Annotated in this window: 19 protein-coding genes; 7 read left to right on the forward strand and 12 right to left on the reverse strand. The window is 70.7% G+C overall.

Features of this window, described 5'->3' with window-relative positions:
* Positions 1 to 3: 3 nt before the first annotated feature.
* Both ACVUH9_RS18295 and ACVUH9_RS18300 read left to right on the forward strand, forming a co-directional pair.
* Positions 4 to 813: a hypothetical protein gene (locus ACVUH9_RS18295; RefSeq protein ID WP_475759506.1), complete on the forward strand. Its 810-nt coding sequence runs from the start codon at positions 4 to 6 to the stop codon at positions 811 to 813.
* Positions 814 to 965: 152 nt separating this feature from the next.
* Positions 966 to 1,568: an exonuclease domain-containing protein gene (locus ACVUH9_RS18300; protein ID WP_475759508.1), complete on the forward strand. Its 603-nt coding sequence runs from the start codon at positions 966 to 968 to the stop codon at positions 1,566 to 1,568.
* A 21-nt stretch (positions 1,569 to 1,589) separates the two neighbouring features.
* On the opposite strand, the gene ACVUH9_RS18305 is transcribed toward ACVUH9_RS18300, so the two are convergent.
* From ACVUH9_RS18305 to ACVUH9_RS18315, 3 genes are all read right to left on the reverse strand, one after another.
* Positions 1,590 to 2,321 carry an ATP-binding cassette domain-containing protein gene (locus ACVUH9_RS18305; RefSeq protein WP_475759510.1) on the reverse strand — a complete coding sequence of 244 codons (732 nt, stop codon included), beginning with the start codon at positions 2,319 to 2,321 and terminating at the stop codon, positions 1,590 to 1,592.
* Between the two features lie 2 nt (positions 2,322 to 2,323).
* Positions 2,324 to 2,893 carry a PadR family transcriptional regulator gene (locus ACVUH9_RS18310; protein ID WP_475759512.1) on the reverse strand — a complete coding sequence of 190 codons (570 nt, stop codon included), beginning with the start codon at positions 2,891 to 2,893 and terminating at the stop codon, positions 2,324 to 2,326.
* A 229-nt stretch (positions 2,894 to 3,122) separates the two neighbouring features.
* Positions 3,123 to 3,596: a hypothetical protein gene (locus tag ACVUH9_RS18315; RefSeq protein WP_475759514.1), complete on the reverse strand. Its 474-nt coding sequence runs from the start codon at positions 3,594 to 3,596 to the stop codon at positions 3,123 to 3,125.
* Positions 3,597 to 3,723: 127 nt separating this feature from the next.
* On the opposite strand from ACVUH9_RS18315, the gene ACVUH9_RS18320 reads away from it, so the two are divergent.
* Entirely contained in the window at positions 3,724 to 4,155 is a 432-nt protein-coding gene (locus tag ACVUH9_RS18320; protein ID WP_475759515.1) for a hypothetical protein, read from the forward strand.
* On the opposite strand, the gene ACVUH9_RS18325 is transcribed toward ACVUH9_RS18320, so the two are convergent.
* The 7 genes from ACVUH9_RS18325 to ACVUH9_RS18355 all read right to left on the reverse strand — a co-directional run bounded on the left by ACVUH9_RS18325 (position 4,152) and on the right by ACVUH9_RS18355 (position 12,705).
* Positions 4,152 to 5,642, reverse strand: a complete 1,491-nt coding sequence (locus ACVUH9_RS18325) for an aminotransferase-like domain-containing protein (RefSeq protein WP_475759517.1) — start codon at positions 5,640 to 5,642, stop codon at positions 4,152 to 4,154. The genes ACVUH9_RS18320 and ACVUH9_RS18325 overlap by 4 nt on opposite strands.
* A gap of 48 nt (positions 5,643 to 5,690) precedes the next feature.
* Complete coding sequence (locus tag ACVUH9_RS18330) at positions 5,691 to 6,146, reverse strand: N-acetyltransferase family protein (RefSeq protein ID WP_475759519.1); 456 nt, start codon at positions 6,144 to 6,146, stop codon at positions 5,691 to 5,693.
* 319 nt (positions 6,147 to 6,465) lie between these two features.
* The gene (locus ACVUH9_RS18335) at positions 6,466 to 7,125 is read right to left on the reverse strand and encodes a hypothetical protein (protein WP_475759521.1); all 660 of its coding nucleotides are present in this window, start codon (positions 7,123 to 7,125) and stop codon (positions 6,466 to 6,468) included.
* A 372-nt stretch (positions 7,126 to 7,497) separates the two neighbouring features.
* A complete protein-coding gene (locus tag ACVUH9_RS18340) occupies positions 7,498 to 8,211 on the reverse strand; it encodes an alpha/beta fold hydrolase (protein WP_475759524.1) in 714 nt (237 codons plus the stop codon).
* Positions 8,212 to 8,357: 146 nt separating this feature from the next.
* Positions 8,358 to 11,129, reverse strand: coding sequence for an ATP-binding protein (locus ACVUH9_RS18345; RefSeq protein ID WP_475759526.1), 2,772 nt, complete (start codon positions 11,127 to 11,129; stop codon positions 8,358 to 8,360).
* 227 nt (positions 11,130 to 11,356) lie between these two features.
* Entirely contained in the window at positions 11,357 to 12,400 is a 1,044-nt protein-coding gene (locus ACVUH9_RS18350; protein WP_475759528.1) for an NAD(P)/FAD-dependent oxidoreductase, read from the reverse strand.
* Positions 12,401 to 12,474: 74 nt separating this feature from the next.
* Positions 12,475 to 12,705: a hypothetical protein gene (locus ACVUH9_RS18355; RefSeq protein WP_475759530.1), complete on the reverse strand. Its 231-nt coding sequence runs from the start codon at positions 12,703 to 12,705 to the stop codon at positions 12,475 to 12,477.
* A gap of 373 nt (positions 12,706 to 13,078) precedes the next feature.
* Here ACVUH9_RS18355 and ACVUH9_RS18360 point away from each other — a divergent pair, with 373 nt between their 5' ends.
* Both ACVUH9_RS18360 and ACVUH9_RS18365 read left to right on the forward strand, forming a co-directional pair.
* Positions 13,079 to 14,314: a saccharopine dehydrogenase family protein gene (locus tag ACVUH9_RS18360; RefSeq protein WP_475759532.1), complete on the forward strand. Its 1,236-nt coding sequence runs from the start codon at positions 13,079 to 13,081 to the stop codon at positions 14,312 to 14,314.
* Positions 14,311 to 14,757: an ArsR family transcriptional regulator gene (locus tag ACVUH9_RS18365; RefSeq protein WP_475759534.1), complete on the forward strand. Its 447-nt coding sequence runs from the start codon at positions 14,311 to 14,313 to the stop codon at positions 14,755 to 14,757. Before ACVUH9_RS18360 ends, ACVUH9_RS18365 begins: the two co-directional genes overlap by 4 nt.
* 431 nt (positions 14,758 to 15,188) lie before the next feature.
* Here ACVUH9_RS18365 and ACVUH9_RS18370 read toward each other — a convergent pair whose 3' ends face one another.
* Positions 15,189 to 15,899: a DUF4145 domain-containing protein gene (locus tag ACVUH9_RS18370; RefSeq protein WP_475759536.1), complete on the reverse strand. Its 711-nt coding sequence runs from the start codon at positions 15,897 to 15,899 to the stop codon at positions 15,189 to 15,191.
* Positions 15,900 to 16,128: 229 nt separating this feature from the next.
* On the opposite strand from ACVUH9_RS18370, the gene ACVUH9_RS18375 reads away from it, so the two are divergent.
* Positions 16,129 to 16,530 (forward strand): hypothetical protein, encoded by a 402-nt coding sequence (locus ACVUH9_RS18375; protein WP_475759539.1) that lies wholly within the window; start codon positions 16,129 to 16,131, stop codon positions 16,528 to 16,530.
* A 95-nt stretch (positions 16,531 to 16,625) separates the two neighbouring features.
* Entirely contained in the window at positions 16,626 to 16,847 is a 222-nt protein-coding gene (locus ACVUH9_RS18380) for a hypothetical protein (protein ID WP_475759541.1), read from the forward strand.
* On the opposite strand, the gene ACVUH9_RS18385 is transcribed toward ACVUH9_RS18380, so the two are convergent.
* Entirely contained in the window at positions 16,844 to 19,255 is a 2,412-nt protein-coding gene (locus tag ACVUH9_RS18385; protein ID WP_475759543.1) for an AAA family ATPase, read from the reverse strand. The genes ACVUH9_RS18380 and ACVUH9_RS18385 overlap by 4 nt on opposite strands.
* Positions 19,256 to 19,968: the final 713 nt, after the last annotated feature.

Raw genomic sequence — 19,968 nt, forward strand, 5'->3', positions numbered from 1 at the left:
GGAATGGCCGGCTCGGCGATCATCGGCAGCACCTATTCGCGCTCCACGACGTGGACCGTTCCGGCGGGGGTCACCGAGCTCTACCTCTCGGTGCAGGGCGCGGCGGGCGGCCCGGGAGGCGGCCGCGGCGGGGCCGGCGGGCTCGGCGGGCAGGCGCGCGTGCGGGTCGCGGTCGAGCCGGGGGACGAGATCACGATCACGGTCGGCGCCCAGGGAGAGCCCGGCAACGGCTACGGGACGGGCGGGCTGCCCGGTGGCGGGACGGGCGGTCACGGCTGGCGCGACGGCAACGGTGGCGGGGGTGGCGGATTCTCCAGCGTCGCCGTCAACGGCAGGCTGGTGGTGCTCGCCGGCGGAGGCGGTGGGGGCGGGAACGGCAGCGGCGGCAGCGCGGTCGATCGCCGCGGCGGTGACGGTGGCCGGGGCGGCAACGGGGCCGATGCCGACGGGAGGCCCAGCGGCGACGGCAACGCGGGGCCGGGCCTCGGCGGCATCAACGGGGGGACCGGCGGCCACGGGGCGGGTAGCGGCCTCGGCGACGGTGGCAACGGCGACGACGCCGGCAACGGTGGTGCCGGCGGTGAGGGCATCAGCGTCGCGGGTGGGGTCAACGCAGCCGGTGGCGCCGGTGGCGGGGGCGCCACGGGCGGTGGTGGAGGCGGAGGGGGGACGGACTACCGCACCGGGGGTGGCGGTGGCGGCGGTTCCAGCTCGGGCGTCGACGGCGTCGAGCTCGGGGCCGCCAGCACGGTCGCCGGCTTGGTCAGCATCGGCTACCCGGACCCCGGCCTCGCCCCCGATCCGACCGGATGAGGGGCGTCGCTGCGCGTGTCACGACGGCCTTCGGGTCCGACGGGTGGTGGCCCGAACCGGCTCGACCCGGGCGGTGGCGGCCGACGCCAGGCCGCCGGCTGCGGACGACACCGGCACGCCGTTCCCGTCGGGCGCTGGAAGACTGGGCCGCGATGGGCCTCGTCGACGACCACCAGCCGCCACCAGCAGGGGCGGCGGTCACCGGGCACGACTGGGTCGCGGTCGACGTCGAGACGGCGATGCCCGCCCGTGACTCGCTCTGCTCGATCGCGGCGGTCCAGGTGCAGGACGGCGTCGTCGTGCGGACCTTCGAGCGGCTGGTCCGCCCGCCGGGCAACGTCTACGGCCCGTACAACACGGCCGTCCACGGGCTGACCGCGGCCGACACGGCCGGCAGCCCGACGTTCGGCGACGTCTGGGACGACTTCTGGTCGTTCGTCGGCGGTCGGCCGCTGGTCGCGCACAACGCGGCGTTCGATCGCAACGTGGTCCAGCGGAGCCTCGAGACGTGCGGCCGGGTCTATCCGGCCCGCAGCGAGTGGCACTGCACGGTCGCGTTCGGGCGCCTGGCCTGGCCGGAGCTGGCCGACCACAAGCTCCCGACCCTCTGCCGTTCGCTGGGGATCCGGCTGGATCGCCACCACGACGCGACCGCGGATGCGCTCGCCTGTGCGGCGGTCGGGATCGCCGTGCTGCGGGCCGCCGGGGCGCCGAGCTTCGCCGAAGCCGGCGCTCGCCTCGCCCGCAGTCGCTGAGACGGGGGCGAGGCGGCGGGCTCAGGCCTGGCGGGCGTCCCGGAGCGGGAGCTCGAGCACGGTGGCGTCGGGACGCGGTCCGCGGCCGACGAGCCGTCCGCCGCCGAGCGACCAGACCGGACGGGCGCCCTGGACGTCGGGCAGCTCGGTCGCGGTCATCAGCACGGACACGCCGGCGTCCCGGGCGAGCGACTGCAGCAGCGCCATGATCTCGCCCTGTTCGAGCATGTCGAGGCCAGCGCCGAGGTCGTCGATCAGCAGCAGCGTCGGCTGGCGGGCGACCGCGTGGGCGATCGACGCGAGGGTCCGGTCGCCGTCGGACAAGCTCGCCCACGGCTCCCGCGCGACGTCGCCGATGCCGACCCGCTTGAGCACCTCGGACGCTTGCTTCTGGGCCTTGCGCCAGCCCAGCCGATCGAGCAGGACCGCCGCGATCCAGTCGCCGACGGGGAGATCCTGGCTGCTCGGCCCGCGGCGGGTCGCGATGCCGATGGCATCGTGCAGCAACGAGCTGCGTTGGGCGTCCGTCAGCAGGCCGAGCTCCTGCCCGTCGAACAGCACGCGGCCGGCGTCCGGCGCCCGAAGTCCCGCCGCGATCTCGAGCAGCGTCGTCTTGCCGGCCCCGCGCGAGCCCCAGATCGCCGCCAGCTCTCCGCGCTCCAGCTCCAGGGACACGTCCTTGAGCACGTCGAGCGCGTGGTGTCCACGCCAGTGGCACTTGCAGACGGACTCCAGGGACAGGAGCGGGCCCATGCTCAGGACGTGCGCTCGGAGAAGTGGTCGCGGATCGATTCCAGCTGGACGCGGGTGTCGCGCAGCCAGGTCATGCGCCCGTGCAGCTCCGCGCCGCTCAGCCGGCCGAGGATGGCCGCGGAGACGACCTCCCAGGACCCGAGGTCGTCCAGCAGTCGGCCGACCGAGGGGACGGTGAGCTCCCCGACCCGTTCGAGGCAGGCCACCTCGGCGGCGGTGACGTAGTCGATCAGGGTGTCGAGGTGATCCGGGCGGGCGAGCCCGATCCGCATTCGCAGCTCGTCGTAGGACCCTGGCGGCTCGGTGAGCCACTCGTTCAGTCGCTGCTCGCCGGCCTCGGTCGCGGCATACATCGTTCGTTGGTTGCCGCGCTCCTCGTCGACGGCGACCACTGGACGGTGTGGCGCGATCAGCTCCAGCCGCTTCAGTTCCTTGAGCGCCTGGTAGACGGAGGAGCCCTGGACGGCGTCGGGATCGACGGCCCACTGCTCGAGCTGCTGGATCAGGGCGTAGCCGTAGCTCGGGCGGCGGGCGACGAGGCCGAGGACAACGAACTTGGTCGACGTAGACATGGGCTGGCTCAGGATCCGGGGTGCTTGGAGAGCCGAGCATATGTGATCGCGTTCACACACGTGACGTTTCTTACGAAACACCGCGTGCGCCAGTGGGTCGGTCGTCGTCCGGGCGGGCCGTATCGTCCGCTGGGACGCGAGCCGAGCGCACCTTCGCGGCGGGGTGGCCGGGGGCGCTTCGGGGTCTCGGGGCGGGGTCCGGCGGGTCAGCAGCCGGATGCCGCCGGGCCTACCACCAGTCGTCGCCACGGTGGTCGTCGCCGCAGTGCGGGTGCCGGCCCTCGCGCCGACGCGGTCGCGATCGCCAGCTGCGGCGGGCGGCGGCGGCCTCGTTGCGGCGCTTGCGGGTGTTGTCCGAGAGCGTGCCGCGTGCGATCCCGGTGACGACCGCGGGGCCGCGCAGGATCAGCAGGAAGTCCTCGCCGACGAACGCGTAGCGGTACCCACGCCGTTGCTCCCCGCGCAGCCAGCCGGGCTGGACGGACGCCATCCTGCCGACCTCGTTCAGCAGCAGCTGGACCCGTCCGAGGACCTCGTCGCCGCCGACCGCTGCCGCCGCGAACCGCTGCTCGAGTCGGATCAGGGCGTGCTCGCCGACCTCGACGAGCGACCCGTCCGGCAGCCGGAGCTTGGGGCGGGGGAGGGCCTGGGCGGCCCGGTCGGCTAGGGCAGCCTCACCGGAAACGACGTCGTGGAAGGGCATGAGATGAGCGGATGAATGCGATAGGAATCGGCGTTGTTCAAGCGATGATTCAGGCTAGCGACCGGCTCGTAAGAGGGCAATGCTCATATTGGACTATTCCACTTGGAGTAGCCCGTTCTCGGCGCCCGTGCCCGGCATCCGAGCAAAAACGTTCTTCAATCTGTCCTGGACGGGCGCTCGCTGCGGGCGTTCGCGGCCACGTATTCCCCATCCGTGTACGCCGATCTCTATCATCGTCGATCAATCCGGGGGCTACCTGGTCGATCAAGATCGATACGAGGAGGATGTCGTGAATGAGGTGATGAATTCGCCGCTGTCGATGGAGGAACTGGACCGGCAGTTGCAGGGTGCTGTCCTGTTCGTCCTGGCCGACGAGCATCCGGGCCGGATCTCGCTTGCGGACGTGGTCCGCGAGATGGGGCCGGGGACGGAGATGGCCGCCACGGTCGACGCGCTGGACGCCCTCGAGGTCGCGGGCCTGGCGCACCGGGACGGTGACGAGGTGGTGATCTCGGAGCCGGCGATGGCGGCGCTGCGGCTGGCGGACTGCGTGGCCTAGAGCGGGCCGCGACGTCGCTGGCCGACGGCGGGCGGGGGTTCGGCCACGGGCCCCCGCCGCAGTGCGTCCCAGGCGATGCTCAGGCGGCGCACGCCTTCGGCCAGGATCCCCTCGGGCTGCACGGGCATCAGGCGCAGCCGGTCGCGATGCCGCTGGTCGGGGGAGAACGTCGCGCCGGCGGCGATCAGGACGCCGTGGAGGAGCGCCGTCTGGACGAAGCTCCCGGAGTCGGCATCGGGCCCGGGAAGCTGGATCCAGAGCGAGCGGCCGCCCTCGGGGCGATCGATCCGCCACGAGGGCAGCGCCGCGCGCAGGAGCCCGATGGCGTCGGTAATCGCTCGTTGGGCCTCGGCCCGTCGTGATGCCGCGAGCGCGTCGGCGTCGGTCAGGAGCTCGTGGGCCACGACCTGCGCGATCAGCGAGGTGCCCAGGTCGTCGGTCCCCTTGAGTCGGGCCAGTCGCGTGAGGAGCGCCGGCGGTGAGCGGATCCACCCGATCCGCAGGCCGTTCCAGGCGAGCTTGCTGAGCGAGCCGATCGTGTAGATCGGGGCGTCCTCGGCGTACGAGGCCAGGGGACGTTGGGGCTCGTCCTCGAAGGTCAGGCCGGCGAAGATGTCGTCGTCGACGATCGGCAGCTGATGGGTCTCGGCCAGCGCCGCAAGGGCCTCGCGGTGGGCGGCGGGCGTGACCCGGCCGGTGACGGTGTGGCAGGTCGTCATGGCGAAGAGCAGCCGCGGTCGGTGGCTCTCGATCACGTGCGCGAGCCGGTCGGGATCGTCGATCGGGTCGAACGTCACCAGCTCGGCGCGACGCATGAGCAAGGCGTCGATCGCGCCGAGGTAGGTCGGGCTCTCGACCAGGGCCGGGGCGCCCGGGTCGACGTGGAGTCGGGCGATCAGGTTGATCGCCTGCTGCGCACCGGTGGTGACGAGGATCTGCTGCGCGTCGGTGGGCAGGCCCCGCGCGGTGAAGCGCGCGGCGATTGCCTCGCGCAGGGCGGGCAGCCCCTGCGTGGCGTACTCGAGGTGCTCGGCCAGGCCGGCGACGCGTGGCGCGCTGCGCTCCGTCGCCGCGCGAAGCTCGTCCGCGAACGGACGGGGCCGGGAGGTCGTGAGATTGACGACCTCGGCGGCCAGCGACCGGTACGGCGTACCGCCGTCGACGACGTCGCGCATCCACTCCCGGCGCCCGGCGGGCTCCGGCCGGACGGCGAACGTGCCGCTCCCGACCCGGCTCCGCGCCCACCCCGACTGTCGCAACAGGTCGTACGAGCGCGAGACGGTGACGCGGCTGAGCCCGAGCCTGCGCGCGAGGTCCCGCTCGGCGGGGAGCTTGGCCCCGGCCCCGATCGCCCCCGAGGAGATCGCCTCATGCAATGCCTTGCCGAGTGCCTCGTAGCGGGGGCCGCTCGCCTCGGCCAGTGACGCTTGTAGGAGCGGTGTCGGATCGAGCGTCAGCGAGCGGCGGGCGCCGAGACCGTCGGGCATTGGCCCACTGTAGTGGCCGGCTCCGAGCAGGCCATTTGCGTGGGTCGGCTACGCCAGCGATCGGTTGTAGCGGACCGAGGACTGCAGCTCGCCGACCCGGTCGTAGAGCGACCGCGCCCGGCCGTTGAACTGCTGGGTGTGCCAGTACAGCAACCCGGCACCGCGGGCGGTACCGGCGGTCCCCGTCGCCTCGATCAGCAGGCGGCCGATGTCGCGGCCCCTGCCGGCCGGGTCGACGTAGAGGTCCTCGAGGTAGCACGACGGCTTCTGTGCCCACGTCGTGGCGTGCACCACCGCGTGCGACAGGCCGACGAGCGGGCCCTCCTCGCCGTCGGCAGCGACGAGGGCGAAGAGCCCGTGACGCTCGCCGCACAGGTTCGCGAAGGCCTGCTCGGTGGTTGCGGCGCTCAACGGCTGGCGGTAGAACGCGAGGTACCCCTGCCACAGCCGGTCCCACTCGGGGCGGTCGGTCGGACGGAGCTCGCGGATCGTGACGGGGGACATTTGGCCTTCCGGGGGGAGGGGAGTGCTGCTGCCGGGCCATCGTAGGACCGGTCCGCGGGGCCTGTGCAGGCCAATTGGACTGGAACGACGGGGGCCGGGGGCCGGTCGCGGGGCGAAGGCTGGGGTCCGGTTCGGGGTGGGATCCCTGCGGGCCTCCCGGGCCGCGGTCCGCGCCCACCTGCGGCGCGGGCCGAGGCGGAGGGCGACCTGCGGCGGGCACCCGCGGGGCGCTCGGCGCGGCCCTGCGAGTCACCCGCAGGCGTTGCGGGCGAACGTCGACGCTCCCAGCGAGCACGCCGCCGAGAGCGCGACGGGCGGGTCAGGTGATGGTCGGCCCGACCGTGGTCAGCTCGTGCCGCAGATCGGCCAGCCCCGTGCCGGAGCCGACCGGGCTGCCGATGTTGGCCGACAGCGGTCCGCTCGGGAGCCCGCAGGGCGGGCTCGAGGTGTTCGTGACCGTAAACGCCTGACCCGAGGTCTGGAACTCGAACGCACCGAACGTGCCACCGAGGAAGGTCGCCGGGTTGAAGTAGAGCGTTGGGGTCTCGCCGGTCAGTCGGAGTCGGCAGGTGGGCAAGCTGGTCAGGGCGATGGTGCAATCAACCTGCGTCACCGACCATGGGATCACCCCGGGTGCCGGGAGGCTGGGAGGGCCGACCAGGTTGACGACCGCGGGGCCGAGCGGCTGGCAGGTCACGGTCACCGGTGTTGGTGGGGACTGGAAGGCGCAGCCGGAGAAGTTCAGCGACGCCGTGCCGATCGGGACCGGCGGCGTGTAGGTCCCGCTGGGAATCGTCGTGGTGGTGGACGTCGTGGTGCAGCGGACGGCGAGGCTCCCGGCCACCGTCCGCGAAGCTCCTGCGTTGGTGGTGAATGTTCCCCCGCCGGTGATCGTCACGGCGCTGGCGTTCGTGGCGGTGGTCAGGGTCAGCGCGCCGAGGATCGCGGATGCGAGCAGGGTCGTACGTGGGCGAAGCATGGTGGTGTGTCTTTCTCGTAGATGGACCCTCGTGGATCCGGCGGCGAGAACCTATCCCACCCAATGTGTGCAGTCCAGTCGTAGTTTGTGTTTCGGAGAGGCGTCGGGGGCTTCGGTCGGGCCCAGGGGCAACGCTGCTTCGCGGGAGGTGATGAACAAGGGTCAGATCTCGCCGAAGTGCGCTGACGCTGGCGGCCGTCATCAGGGCCGTCCGTATTGGATGGATCATGGTGCTTCCTTCTCGTTCGTGGTTCCCGGTGGTTCCGGTGCCGAGAAGCTAGATCACCCTGAGTGTCCGGTCCAGACCTGTTCCTGTTCGCGGGCGGGCGGGCGGGCGGCGCCGTCCGCCCGCCCGCCCGCTGCGAGCGGCCGCTACCCGCGTCCCTCGGTGCTCCCACCGCCCGCCTCGCGGGCGGCCTGCGCGATCAGCTCGGCGGTCGCCCGCGGCTGCGAGACGTAGATCGAGTGGCTGCCGGACGCCTCGACGACGGTCGAGCCGGCCCGCTCGGACATGGCTCGCTGGGCCGGCGGCGGGATCATCCGGTCGTCGGACGCGACGAGGTACCAGCTCGGCTTGCTGCGCCAGGCGGGCTCGCTGACGGAGCCGTTGAGCGCCTCGACGCCCCACGGGACCTGCGAGTCGGCCATGAACGCCGCCTGCCCGCCCGGGAGATCCGCCGCGAACGACTCCGCGAACCGCTCGCGGTCCAGGAACAGGAACCCGTCCTGCGGCGGCAGGATCGGCGGCACGGGCGCGCCGGGCGGCGGGTCCGCGATCAAGGTGTTGACCGACTCGCCAGCGTCGGGCGCGAACGCCGCGACGTAGACCAGGCCAGCCACCCGTTCGTGCTGCCCGGCCTCCGTGACCACGACGCCGCCGTAGGAGTGTCCGACGAGGATTGCCGGGCCGTCCTGGAGGTCCAGCACGTTGCGTGTCGTCTCGACGTCGCTCTCCAGCGAGAGCGTCTGGTTCTGCACGACGCTCACCTTGAAGCCCTCCGCCATCAGGAGGTCGTAGACCCCTCGCCAGCCGGAGCCGTCGACGAAGCCGCCGTGGACCAGGACCACGTTCTGCAGGTTTGCCATGGATGACCCTTTCCGTTCGCTGGCCGCCCCGGACGAGGGCGACCTTGGTCATCCCTGACTCTGGTCACGCTCTCGTCGGGCCGCGTACGTCAAACGACGACACTTCAGCCGTTGGCGACGTTCGCCGGCCAGGTTCGTCGCACGTGTCACCGGTCGTTGGGCGCGTCGACCCCGACCGCGACCGGCGCCAGCGCGGCAGCCAGTCCACCGCGGGAGGTGATCCCGAGCTTCGGGAACACGCGGTAGAGGTGCGTGCTGATGGTGCGGTGCGACAGGAACAGCCGCTGGCCGATCTCGCGGTTCGACAGCCCCTGCGCCGCCAGCTGCGCGATCTGCAGCTCCTGGGCGGTGAGCTGATCGCGGGCCTCCGGAAGTCGGCGGCGGCTGCGCTCGCCCGATGCCCGCAGCTCACGCCGTGCCTGCTCGCCCCATGGCGTGCACCCGAGCGCGTCGAAGGTATCGCGCGCCGTGCGCAGGACGGCACGAGAATCGGCCACACGGTGGTCGCGGCGGAGCCACTGACCGTAGGCGAGTTGGATCCTGGCCCGCTGGAAGGGCCAGCGCGCGAGGTCGGTCGCGAGCGCCTCGTCGAACCGCTGGCCGGCCTCCGCCGGAGCCGCCAGCAGCGCCCGGGCGTGGCGGAGACTGAGCGTGATCCAGGTGCCGGGCCGCTCACCGGCCATCGCCTCGACCTGTGCCACCCGTGCCCGGGCGGCGGCGTGCTCGTCGATCTGCCGCGCGGCGTCGGCCAGGTCCGCGATCAGCCACGAGGAGATCACCGGGTGATGGGCCGCGTCGGCCGGATCGAAGACCCGCTCGGCGGAGGCGTATGCGTCGGCGTGGCGGCCCGTGGCGAGGGCCGCCAGGACCCTCCCGAACTGTGCGAACGCCATCGTGATGTTCGCGCCGACCGGCTCGGCGATCAGCTCGGCGTCGGTGACCAGCCGGTCGGCCTTCTGGTCGTCCCCGCGCATCGCCGCGACGAGCGCGATCACCGTGTCGGCCGCCGCCATCCATTGCGGTTCGCCGAGCTCCTCGGCGAGCCGCCGTGCTTCCTCGGCGGCGGGAATCGCCACGTCCCAGTCGCCGAGCCGGGCGGCCATGTTCGAGTGGAGCACCAGCAGTCGCGGCAGGTGCCCGAGCCGTCCCTCGCTGCGCAGCCCGTCGATCGCGACCGCCAGGAAGTCGTTGCCCAGGTCGAAGGCACCGACGACCAGCGCAGCGGGGCCGAGGAAGCGAGCGGCGTCGGTGTCCGGGCGCTCGGCTCGTGCCGCGCTGCGCAGGCGCTCGAGCACCCCGGTCGCGTGGCCCATCGGATCGGCGTAGGCGTGGACCGCGAAGACGCGCGGATCGTCGGCACTCGCGTCCCCGAGCCGAGCGGCGGCGTCGATCAGGAGCTGTCGCGCTTCCGGGCCCGGATCGACCCACCACGCGCGTGAGGCGAGCAGCCAGAGGAGATCGATCTGCAGATCGCGATCGCCCGCTGCGCCGGCCCGTTCCGCGGCGGAGACGAGCGACATGAATCGCCCCGCGCCGCCGAGCGGGCGGGTTACCGCGGTCTCCTCGACCCAGGTGGCTCGCGCGCGGTCCAGCTCTCCGAGATCGAGCTGCCGGACTTCCCGGAGCAGCGGCGCCACGACGTCCGGGCGCCCGAGTTCGACGGCGAGCCCAGCGGCGGCGAGCAGGCGCCGCGTGCGGTGTGCCGGTGCACCGAGCTCGGCGGCGCGGCGCATCGCGGTGATCGCGACGGCGCCCGCGCCCCGCCGCCGCGCCCGCGCGCCGGCGGCCTCGAGCTCGCCCGCGATCTCCTCGTGCGTGCCGGTGAGCAGCGCCGCGCGGTGCCAGGCACGCCGGTCCTGGTCCTCCAGCACCTCCGCCAGCGCCTCGTGGACGCGCCGCCGCTCCGCCGGGCCCGCGCGCTGCGCGACCGCCGAGCGGATCAGCGAATGCCGGAAGCGCAGCGTCTGCAGATCGAGGTCGGCGATGCCGGCATCGGCGGCGGGCTCGGCGACGTCGAGATCGAGCGGCATGCCGGCGATGACGCTGGCCGCCTGCAGGATCTCGCCGATCGCGTCGTCGTCGCTGAGGGCGGCGACCAGGAGCACGAGGCGGGTAGCGTCGGGCAGATCGGAGACGCGCGCGGCGAACGCGCGCTCGAGGCGCTCGGTCAGCGGGAGGCCGCCCGGCACCGAAGGCTCGTCGGGCTCGTCGAGGACGGCCGGCAGCTCGAGGAGCGCCAGCGGGTTGCCGGCGGCCTCGCGCAGCACGCGGTTGCGGGCGGTGAGCGGAAGGGTCGGGGCGGCGGCGTCCAGCAGGGCCGCGGCGGTCGCCTCGTCGAGGCCGACGAGCCGGTGCTCCGGCAGTCCGGCCTCGACGAGCGCCGAGGGATAGCCATCGCGCGTCGCGGCCAGGAGCAGCACCCGATCGGACTCGATGCGACGAGCGACGAACCCGAGCACCTCCGCTGTCGGCGGGTCGAGCCAGTGCGCGTCGTCCACGACCAGCAGCAGGGAGGCATCGCCGGCGACGTCGGAGAGCAGGTCGAGCGAGGCCATCGCGATCCGGTAGTGCTGGGCGGTCAGCTCGTGCGTCAGCCCGAACGCGGCGTCGAGCGCGTCCCGTTGGGCGGGCTGCAGCTCGGCCGCGCGCTGGCGTACCGGGCGGAGCATCTGGTGCAGTCCGGCGAACGGCAGATGCGCTTCCGACTGCACGCCGACGGCCGAGAGCACCGTCATCCCGCGGTCGCGCGCTGTCCGTGCGGCGACGGACAGCATCCGGGACTTGCCGATGCCCGGCTCGCCACGGAGCACGAGCGCCTGCCCGCGGTCGCCGACCCCGTCCAGGAGCGACGTCAGGAGGCGCTGCTCCTGGACGCGGCCGACCAGCGGCGCAGCCTCGTCACGAGCGGGGCCGAACATGAGGGGACCATCCTCGCATGCGGTCCGTTCCCATCCGGGGTGCTGATCGCCGCTTGGCCTCGAGAACGGTGAGGAGGTGCTGCTCCGCGCGACGTCGCACACCGCTCCGCCACGGGACCTTCAGGCGCCCCCGGCAAGAATCGAACCCGCGCACATGGTCGAGGAACGCCTTCACGGGCTCGCGCCACCTCGTGCGAGGTCGGATCGCCCCGTTCACACCCGCCGCGTCAACGATCAGCCAGGGGTCTCGCCGGGTCGACGAGCAGGTCCGCCGCGCGCTGCGCCAGCGACGCCGCGAGCGTCAGGCCCGGATGCGCGGCCAGGGCGATCACGCCCGGGGCGCTCGAGAGCGGTGCGCAGAGTGTGCCGTCCCCGGACGGGATCGGACGCATGCCGATGGTCAGCGAGCGGAGCTCCGGCGCCGACGGCAGGCCGAACGTCTCCCTCACCGCGTCCAGCGACGCGCGGACCCGCGCTTGCGTCGCCGTCTCCGACTCGCCCGGGACGACGTCGTCGGCACCGACGAAGCCGTGCCGGGTGGAGGGCCGGATCTCGAACGACGGCGTGGACACCACGCGGTCGAGACGCAGGCCGGGCGCCGAGAAGGTGAAGCGCGCGGCGGGGGAGCCGCGCACCTCTACCCGCTCGTCTAGTCGCGAGGAGAGCTCGGGGATCGCCGTCCCGCACGCGAGCACGACCCGGTCGACGGTCAGCGCGAAGCCGTCGCCCTGAACGTCGTAGCCGCCCGCACGTCGCTTCTGGAGGCGATCCACTCGCACGCTGGCGATGGTCGCTCCGGCCGAGCAGGCGCGAGCGAGGATTGCCCGGCGCAGGTCGTCCGGCTCGACCATGCCTTCGTCGGTGGTGCACGCGGCGATCGGCGGTGCGTTCCGCAGGCCGGGAAGGAGCCGGCACAGAGCGTCGGCCTCGACCACCTGAACCTCGTCGCTTGCTCGTGTGGCGAACCGGCGTGTCTCCGCGGCCGCTCCCGCCCAGCTCACGGCACCGTTCCAGGCGATCAGCCCGTGGAGCGGCGGGGCGGCCGTGGCCCGGCGCAGCACGCCGAGGGCGAGGGCGAGGTCGTCTCCTCGCCGGGAGCCGGAGGACGGGGCCGCGGCGGACCCGTGAGCATTGAGCCAGCCGAACGCCGCGTCCGTCACCGGCGCCTGCGTCTCCTCCGCTGTGCAGACCACGACCGAGGCACCGCGGCGGGAGAGCTCGTCGGCCACCGCCGCCCCGAGCACGCCCGAACCGACGACGGCGACGCGCATCGGCCTCCGGCGATCCACTCGCCCGGACCAGAGCCCACCACGATCGCCGCCAGCACGCGGTCCCCGCACGCGAATCAGTCGGTCTCCGGGCGCCCGGCCCAGATCCCGCGTATGTGCTCCAGATGCGCCCGCGTCAGCTCGACCACGTCGCCTGCGCGGCGGGCCTGGAGGGCGTCGAGGATCTCGCGATGCTCGTGGACGGAGTAGAGCTCGCCGGGCTCGTACTCGCCCGCCGCGATTCCCGCACGGATCGTGGCCGCAGCTTGGTCGCGGAAGCTGGTGCGGGGCAGGCAGTGCGAGGACATGGCCAAGGTGATCCTGCCGGAGTTGCTGCCGCTGGTCGGGACGGCGGAGCGCACGATCGGGTGAAGCCGAACGGGCAATCGCGATGGTACACCGCACCCCGGAGCGTCGGCGAGCGTCTCGGCGTGAGCCTGCGCGACGCGGCGCTGTGCCTCGGGGTGCAGCGCGTCGCCGATGCGCACCTCGCGCGCGGCCTCTATCCATGAGCCGATCGAGCGCGGTTGATCGCGTCGCGACCTCGGCGTTGGGCCCCCGGCGAGCGGCGCACCCGTGGCGTGGCGCAGCACCACCGAGGGCTCTCGAAGACGGGGGCCAAGGACGTCGAAGGCCCGCCAATCCGTTCGCTTCCGATACGATCGTTTGCAGAATGAACGTATGTCGGGAGGGGCGATGAAGGTCCTCGCGCTCGGGGGCGCCGGGGAGATGGGACGCGCGGCGCTCGAGGCCGCTGGCCAGCTTGGCGCGTGGGGGCAGCTCACCGTCGCCGACCGCGACGGACGCCGCGCCCGCGAGGTGGCGGCTCGACACCCGCATGCGCGCGGGGTCGAGATCGACGCCAGCGACCCGGTCGCGCTGCGGGCGCTCCTGGACGGCCACGACGTGGTGCTGTCGACGATCGGGCCGTACTACCGGTTCGGCGATGCGGTCCTGACGGCGGCAATCGAGCGCGGTTGCCACTACGTGGACCTCTGCGACGATTGGCAGCCGACCCTGGCGATGCTGGAGCGTGACGAGCAGGCGGCCGCCGCAGGCGTGACGGCGATCGTCGGGGCGGGCGCGAGCCCCGGGATCACGAACATGCTGGCGCTCGTCGCGGCGGGATCGCTCGACGAGGTCGACACCCTGCTGACCGGGTGGGGCGGTGGGCCCGGCGGTGACGACGATGACGCTGCCGGCAACGGGGAGGACGCGGCGCTCGAGCACCTGGTGATGCAGTGTGCTGGGCACATCCGCGTCTGGGCCGACGGTGCGCCCGCCGATGTCGCGCCGCTGGCGCCGATCGCGATCGACTTCCCCGGCGTCGGCCGCGTGACCGTACGGACGGTCGGCCACCCCGAGCCCGTGACGCTGCCGCGTACGATCGCCGGCCTGCGCGATTCCGTGAACGTCATGGACCTCCCGTCCGGGATCGTCGCCGCTCTCCGCACCGAGGCGCGCGCGATCGACGCCGGACGTCGCACCGTCGGCGAGTCCGCCCGTCGGATCGCGGCGCTCGAAGTCGATCGGATCTCCCCGCTGCTGCCGCGGTACCTATTCGGAACGGTTCGCGACGCCATCACGCGGCGACGGTTCTTGCCCGAGCTGCACGCGACGGCGATCGGTCGGCGCGAGGGCCGGCCGGCGACCGTCGCTGCCACCCTGACGCGCGGCATCCCGGGAGGGATGGCGCCGATGACGGGGATCCCGATGGCCGTCGTCCTCTCGCTCCTCGTCAGCGGGAAGATCGAGCGGCGCGGGGTCTTCGCGCCGGAGGCCGGCGTGCCGCCGGCGGAGTTCTTCGAGCGGTTGGCGCCGTTCTGCGTCGCCGGTTCGAACGACGGTGGCGGCCCCGTGGCCCTGCACTCCGACGATCCCGAGCTCGACGGTCGGTGGTCAGCCGGGGCGGCATGACGTCCCGGCGACGTCCTACGGCGAGGCCGCCACGCTGCACCAAGGGGGCGAACTGGCCAACGAGAGCTACCGTCAGGCAACAGGCGTGGACAGCGCGCTGGCCACCCGCGACCTGGCGGGCCTCTTGCGACGCGGGCCTTGCCGAGCCCGAAGGTGAACGACGCGGACGAAAGCATCGGCTGCACGCCCAGCACCAAGGCGACGGCGGCTCAGGATCAGAGAGTTCCCATCACACTCGCGCCGGTGATGGGAACTCTGATGGGAACTCCCGAGAAGCTCGGCGTGACCGCATCGTCGTTCTGCTCGCCGAGAGCCCTTCGCTGCGGGTGGTGGACCTTGCAAGAGCGCTGGCTGTCTCGGTACCGACGATCGAGCGCGACCTCCGGGTGCTCCGTGAGGCCGGACGGATCGCTTCCCGTCGCCCGGGTCCTAAAGCGAACTGACTCCACCAGCGACATCGTCCGTGGCCCGGAACTGCCAGGAGAATTGCCACCTGGCCCACAAGAAGCCAACGAGGCGCCCGCGGCGAATAGCGGCAGGCTGCTTTGCAGGGACTTCTTCCGAAGCGAGCGCGTCTCGGTCCCCTGAGTGGTTCCGCGAACCATGTGCGCCGGACGGGTCCGATGGCAGCCGGAAGTCGCCTATTTGCAGGCCTTTCTCAGCGACCCCGGCAAGAATCGAACTTGCGCACATGGTTTAGGAACGCGTTCGCGGTGCTCGGGCCAGCTCGCGTGAGGTCGGATCAACCGGTTTCAAGCCAAACTCGGAGCTTGCGGAGCGGACGAACTGACCACAAGCTGGCCCACAAGAACGAACCCGTCGACGAATGGGCCGCCGACCAGGCAACTGACCGTGCTGAGGACTACGCCACGCTCTAGGCGTCCTCGTCGACGGGGCGCTTCACTTCGGGAAGCTCCCGAGTGCCCGCTTCCCGTCGGCGCTGGTTGAATCGCTCTCGTGCCTCGGCTGCCTTTGCCGGTCCGATGATCAGGTGGTCAACGAGGCTGTGGACCACCTCAAGCGTGTAGGTCGCCTCGTCCGGCATGACGTCGAAGATCATGCCCGCGTCGTCGTAGGCGCCATGTGTTGCGGTGTTGCCGATCCCTCGGACATCGTGCAGTTGTCCCGCGATATGGCTCGGGGGTCGATGCTCTTCGAGAAATGCATCGATCTCCTGTTCGAGATTTGGCTTCTTGATGTCCGCCATTTCGCGAAGTAGCCGCTGAAGGATCCGTCGGCTCAGGGCGGCGCTTGCATTTGCGCTGACGGGCAGAACGCTCTCGGCTTCCTGGAGTTCCTTCCGGAGGTCTGCCGGAATGCGCTCGTCAAGGGCCCGAACAGGGTGCGCTGGTCGAATCCACCGACCTTGAACCAAGGCTTGATCGCGGACGAGCGCCTGGCCCCTGAGGCCCCACTTGCCCTCTTCAAACCAAATCACCACTTGTTCGCACGTAGGGCAGCGGTTTGCTGCCAGGCCGAGGTAGGGCTGCTCGATCGGGTCGCCCCCGGGCACAATTAGCATCTCTGGCGTATTCGCCCAAGCCGTCGCGTGACCACAGTACGGACACGCTGGATCGATCGGCATTGCCGAAGCCTGCCACGCCTGCTGAAAGGCTGCTCGCGAACATGCTCCCATTTCCCGCCCATCGGCCCCGGTCCACTCCGCTCGCCGTTGTAGGCTGGTCGGCAGGCCCGCGTACGGTCGCATCCACTTTCGCGGCCGCGCTATCCGAGTCCGGCACGGCGCACCCGGCCGTGTACCGCCGGGGCTTGCTTCCGCTGGATGTCCGCGCGTCCTCCTAAACTGGCTCGTTGTGGAGTCCGCTACGTTGATCGTTCGCGAAGATTTCTACCTCATCGCGATCGCGGTGATCGGAGAGGCAGAGGGCGAAGAGAGCAAGTTCTCGTTGGACGACACGGCTCGTCGCTTCTTGCGTTCAGAGTCGCTGCGTCCGCTGCTCGAGCATGAGGTTGGCGCTGATCGCGCCGGCGACATCCTGAAACTCGGAACCGAGTTCATCGGGGGCGTGCGCACCGTAGGGCACTACAGCCAGGTGTTCGAGAAGTACTGCTCGAACATCCTCACCGCAGATCCGGCGGTTGTAGCGTTTGTCCGTACGTCCACGTTCTCCTTCCTGACGGCCTGGTCTCACCGCTACGGTGGCTACTCCCGAGGCTGGACCGCCAACGGGTCAGTCGTCACCCCGCCTGAGTAGACCAGGGTTCTGAGACCCCATCTGGCGCAGACGGCTGAGTCGCACATGACGCGAGGCCCGCCCCACCGAGCCTCCTGACTGGGCAAAATTAGGCGGTGCGTTTTGCCGACGACCGGCTTGCTACCGACCGCCAGGTCGCGACGACCGAGATCGCCGCCGTCGCGTGGAGGAGCGGGCGGAGACGCCCACCTACGGCGTTCTCGAGCGCCCTCGACGATTGCCTGCCGGGCGTTACGGTGACGCTGCCGACGGGAGCGCTGGTCGCGACGTTGATCTGGCGTCTGGCTACCGGGATCTCCGCGATGTTCGTCCGCTAGAGCCGGCTCTTGATCCTGTCGAGCTCCGTCTGAAGGGCCTGGGCTGCGGTTGGCCAGCCGAAGAGGTCGACGGCATCGAGCTCTGCGAGGCTCCAAGCCTTGTTGAGGTACTTCAGGAAGATCTCGGCGCGCTCGATGCGCGGCCTGATGGAGCGGACGACGCGCAGCTCGCCGCGAACGTCGGGGTCTGCGACTGGGGTGTCCACCACGACGGCATCCAGATACTCGAACGAACTTGGCAGGTGGGTTCGGAGGTAGGAACCCGCGGTAGTGAGGCGTAGAGCGCGTGGGTCTCCATTCGGGGGCAGCTGCTCGACGAGTTCGCCGTTCTTGGCGCGGTCGACTGCGAAGCTGATCTGGTCGGCGTTGAAACCGATGCCATGCAGAGCTGTCGAGATCTCGTTCATCTCGACGTAGCCCTCGTCCTTTGCCCGTTCAACCGCTCGCTGCAGGAGACCAAGCGTGCAGGGCAGCAGAAAATGCTCGCGGGTGTCGCCCGTCGAAATTGAAAACAGGTTCGGGATCCGAGAGAACTCGGGACTGTAGTACGCACCGCTTCCGAGCAGGATCGCCCGGACAAAGACGTGGTGCGGCACCGTGTAGGAACCGTCCGTGGACCGCTCGAGCGTCGCCTCCGCGTCGGAGTGCGGGCTGCCGACGAAGGTGGTGAGGAGCTCAAGCGCACGTCGCGCGCTACCGCCCGACAAGTTGATCAGGGTCTGCTGAAGCGGATCGCTTCGAGTGAAGCTCTTCAACAGGACATCGAGATACTCACCTAGGTCGTCCGAGTCTGCGGTCCACCCGATCCAGTGGGGGAGGGCGCCTTGCTCGGTGATGAACTTCCGGCCGAATGCCAGGCGCTGGACGATGACACGCTCGACCCTCGGCGGCTCAACGGTGAAGGCCCGCGGCTGGTAGGCACGCAGGACACCGCTGGCTTGAGATGCGTAGAAGGTCTCCGGGCGCAACGTGACGAAGACGGTGCAGGGCCAGCTCTTCGCCATCGTCTCGGCGATCAAGAACGCCTGTTCTTGGTCTGTTGCGCTGCGCTGGTCGACGTTGTCCAGCACGATGATGACTTGCTTGCGCCGGAGCTTGACCAGATGCTCCAACGATCGGCCCAAGTGCTGCTCCGTGTTCTCCGTGAGCTCCTCGAGATGCTTGATCTCGCGCAGCGCGAACTCTGCCTCGTTGCTCTCCTTGAGTCTTCCGTAAATGCCCTTCGCAAAGCGGACGATCTCGGCCTGGTAGGTCGCTCGAAGGAAGGACGATGCATCCACATCGACGTCGTAGTGCAGGAGCAGCTGTTCCTTGAACGACGTCGCAATGAACGACCGGAGGTCGCCGAGCGTCGCGCTTCGGCCGAGGTCGACGTAGAGGAGAATCGCAGCATCGGCAAGCTCCTTGGCGTCCACGCGCAGCAGGCGTCTCAGGAACATCGTCTTGCCGACCCCAACCCGGCCGAGGATCACGATGGGCTCTCTGCTGGCGCTGGTCTCAGCAACCTCCTCAGCGATCGCCGGATTCAGGCCGTCCTTCGTCCGGGCGTGCTCCAACCCGACTCCGAGTTCTTCGCCGAGCGCGGTGCCCTCACGAGCGCGAAGGACACCGCGGTTGAAGACCGAGAGCCTGGAATAGGCGCCCGCCTCGCTGTAGCACTCTCTGAGAAAGAGATCCTCCTCGTCGGTGTCACGTTTGTAGTCCGGACGAAACAGCGCGCTGAGCGTGCTCAACATCAGCTGCCGCTGCGACAGCGGTACCGTGCCGGGGTAGTCGCTGATTCGTTCCGCCAGACGAGGCGGGGGAGCCGGGTTGGTGCTGCCGCTAAGTAGCCGCCGCAGACCCGTACTCGTCGAGCTGTGCACGCTCAAGGCCTCCCAGAGCTTCGGGAAGTCGGCGACCATCTCCTGCGGTGTGCCGAAGACGAGGGCGTGGCCATCGCGCGGCGCGATGCCGTCTTGCCGACTGGCGATGAAGGCGATGAGCTGGTGGCCGTTGCAGATTGCGGCGTAGGGGGCCCCACGCTGCTGCGCGTAGTTTTCGACCTGGCCGAGGGTTGCGGCCACCGCGCCGCCAAGTCCGTAGAGGGCCTTGAGCTTGGTGATCCGCTCGATGCCAGCGGGCAGCTCGAACGCGACGCCTTCGCGCTTCGCTTCGACGACGATCCTGGGTGAATGTCGGTCGAGGACATAGTCGGCGTACTGGCCGTTCTGGTGGTGCTCGACGCTAGCGTCGTCGGCGCTCCAGCCCAGGCATTCGAAGAGGAGCCGGTCGATCAGCTGCAGGCGCGTACTCGCCTCATTGCGCGCACCTGATGCTTCGGCCATCGCGATCGCGAGCTGCGTGATTCGCTCGAACGCGATGTCGTAGGGAGCCGCCGGCACCCGCAGGGTGTAGCAGTTGGGCAAGACGGAATGCTAGGATCGTCTGGCACGGTCGGAGCAACCAAAACGTTGCGTTCGGCTCATGAGCGAAGGTCTACTTGGGGCTCCGGGATTCCGGGGCCCCAAGTCGTTCATTCGACCCCGTCATGACCATTCGCCGGGCAAAAACTAGGGCCCGACGTCGTCGGGCCCTAGAAGATCATTCTCATGAGCCGAGCGACCAATGGTCCCCGGCGGTGCAGGTCACGGCAAATACCGGCGCTGAACATACCGCACTCCCGCCGAGCGGTGCGTCAACATCCGTCCGCTCGCCAAGGGGTCGATGCCCGCTATTTGACGACGCTCCGACGTCCCACTCAAGGGGTCCGACTCGTCAGGTCGGACGGGACATTGGCGCAGGTCAAGGGGCTGCCTCGAGCTGGACGTAGGCGCCGCAAGCCTTCGGTTCTGCCCGTCCGCCCCTGAGTGCCGAGCTCTTGGCGATCTTCTCCTTCGCTGCGGACATGCTGTTGAGGGCAATAATCCTGGTGCTCCCGTGCCCAGCCCGGTGGTGGCGTTCTTGCTTAGCGGGGCCGGCCCCCAGGCGACCGCCGCGCTGATCACGCAAGCCTCCCGCGAGGAGGGCGCCTAGCATTGCCCGGGCACGCCAGGCTGACGGCAGCGGCGAGGGCGATTGGCCCGACTGCGCATGAACTGCGCCAGGCTGGCCGTCATCGAACGTCAGCTTGACGTTCGGG

The sequence above is a fragment of the Patulibacter ginsengiterrae genome (genome assembly GCF_056269115.1).

Coding starts and splice junctions, on each gene's coding strand:
- ACVUH9_RS18295 (WP_475759506.1), top strand. CDS start 4: ATGGCCGGCTCGGCGATCATCGGCAGCACCTATTCGCGCTCCACGACG.
- ACVUH9_RS18300 (WP_475759508.1), top strand. CDS start 966: ATGGGCCTCGTCGACGACCACCAGCCGCCACCAGCAGGGGCGGCGGTC.
- ACVUH9_RS18305 (WP_475759510.1), bottom strand. CDS start 2,321: ATGGGCCCGCTCCTGTCCCTGGAGTCCGTCTGCAAGTGCCACTGGCGT.
- ACVUH9_RS18310 (WP_475759512.1), bottom strand. CDS start 2,893: ATGTCTACGTCGACCAAGTTCGTTGTCCTCGGCCTCGTCGCCCGCCGC.
- ACVUH9_RS18315 (WP_475759514.1), bottom strand. CDS start 3,596: ATGCCCTTCCACGACGTCGTTTCCGGTGAGGCTGCCCTAGCCGACCGG.
- ACVUH9_RS18325 (WP_475759517.1), bottom strand. CDS start 5,642: ATGCCCGACGGTCTCGGCGCCCGCCGCTCGCTGACGCTCGATCCGACA.
- ACVUH9_RS18330 (WP_475759519.1), bottom strand. CDS start 6,146: ATGTCCCCCGTCACGATCCGCGAGCTCCGTCCGACCGACCGCCCCGAG.
- ACVUH9_RS18335 (WP_475759521.1), bottom strand. CDS start 7,125: ATGCTTCGCCCACGTACGACCCTGCTCGCATCCGCGATCCTCGGCGCG.
- ACVUH9_RS18340 (WP_475759524.1), bottom strand. CDS start 8,211: ATGGCAAACCTGCAGAACGTGGTCCTGGTCCACGGCGGCTTCGTCGAC.
- ACVUH9_RS18345 (WP_475759526.1), bottom strand. CDS start 11,129: ATGTTCGGCCCCGCTCGTGACGAGGCTGCGCCGCTGGTCGGCCGCGTC.
- ACVUH9_RS18350 (WP_475759528.1), bottom strand. CDS start 12,400: ATGCGCGTCGCCGTCGTCGGTTCGGGCGTGCTCGGGGCGGCGGTGGCC.
- ACVUH9_RS18355 (WP_475759530.1), bottom strand. CDS start 12,705: ATGTCCTCGCACTGCCTGCCCCGCACCAGCTTCCGCGACCAAGCTGCG.
- ACVUH9_RS18360 (WP_475759532.1), top strand. CDS start 13,079: ATGTCGGGAGGGGCGATGAAGGTCCTCGCGCTCGGGGGCGCCGGGGAG.
- ACVUH9_RS18365 (WP_475759534.1), top strand. CDS start 14,311: ATGACGTCCCGGCGACGTCCTACGGCGAGGCCGCCACGCTGCACCAAG.
- ACVUH9_RS18370 (WP_475759536.1), bottom strand. CDS start 15,899: ATGCCGATCGATCCAGCGTGTCCGTACTGTGGTCACGCGACGGCTTGG.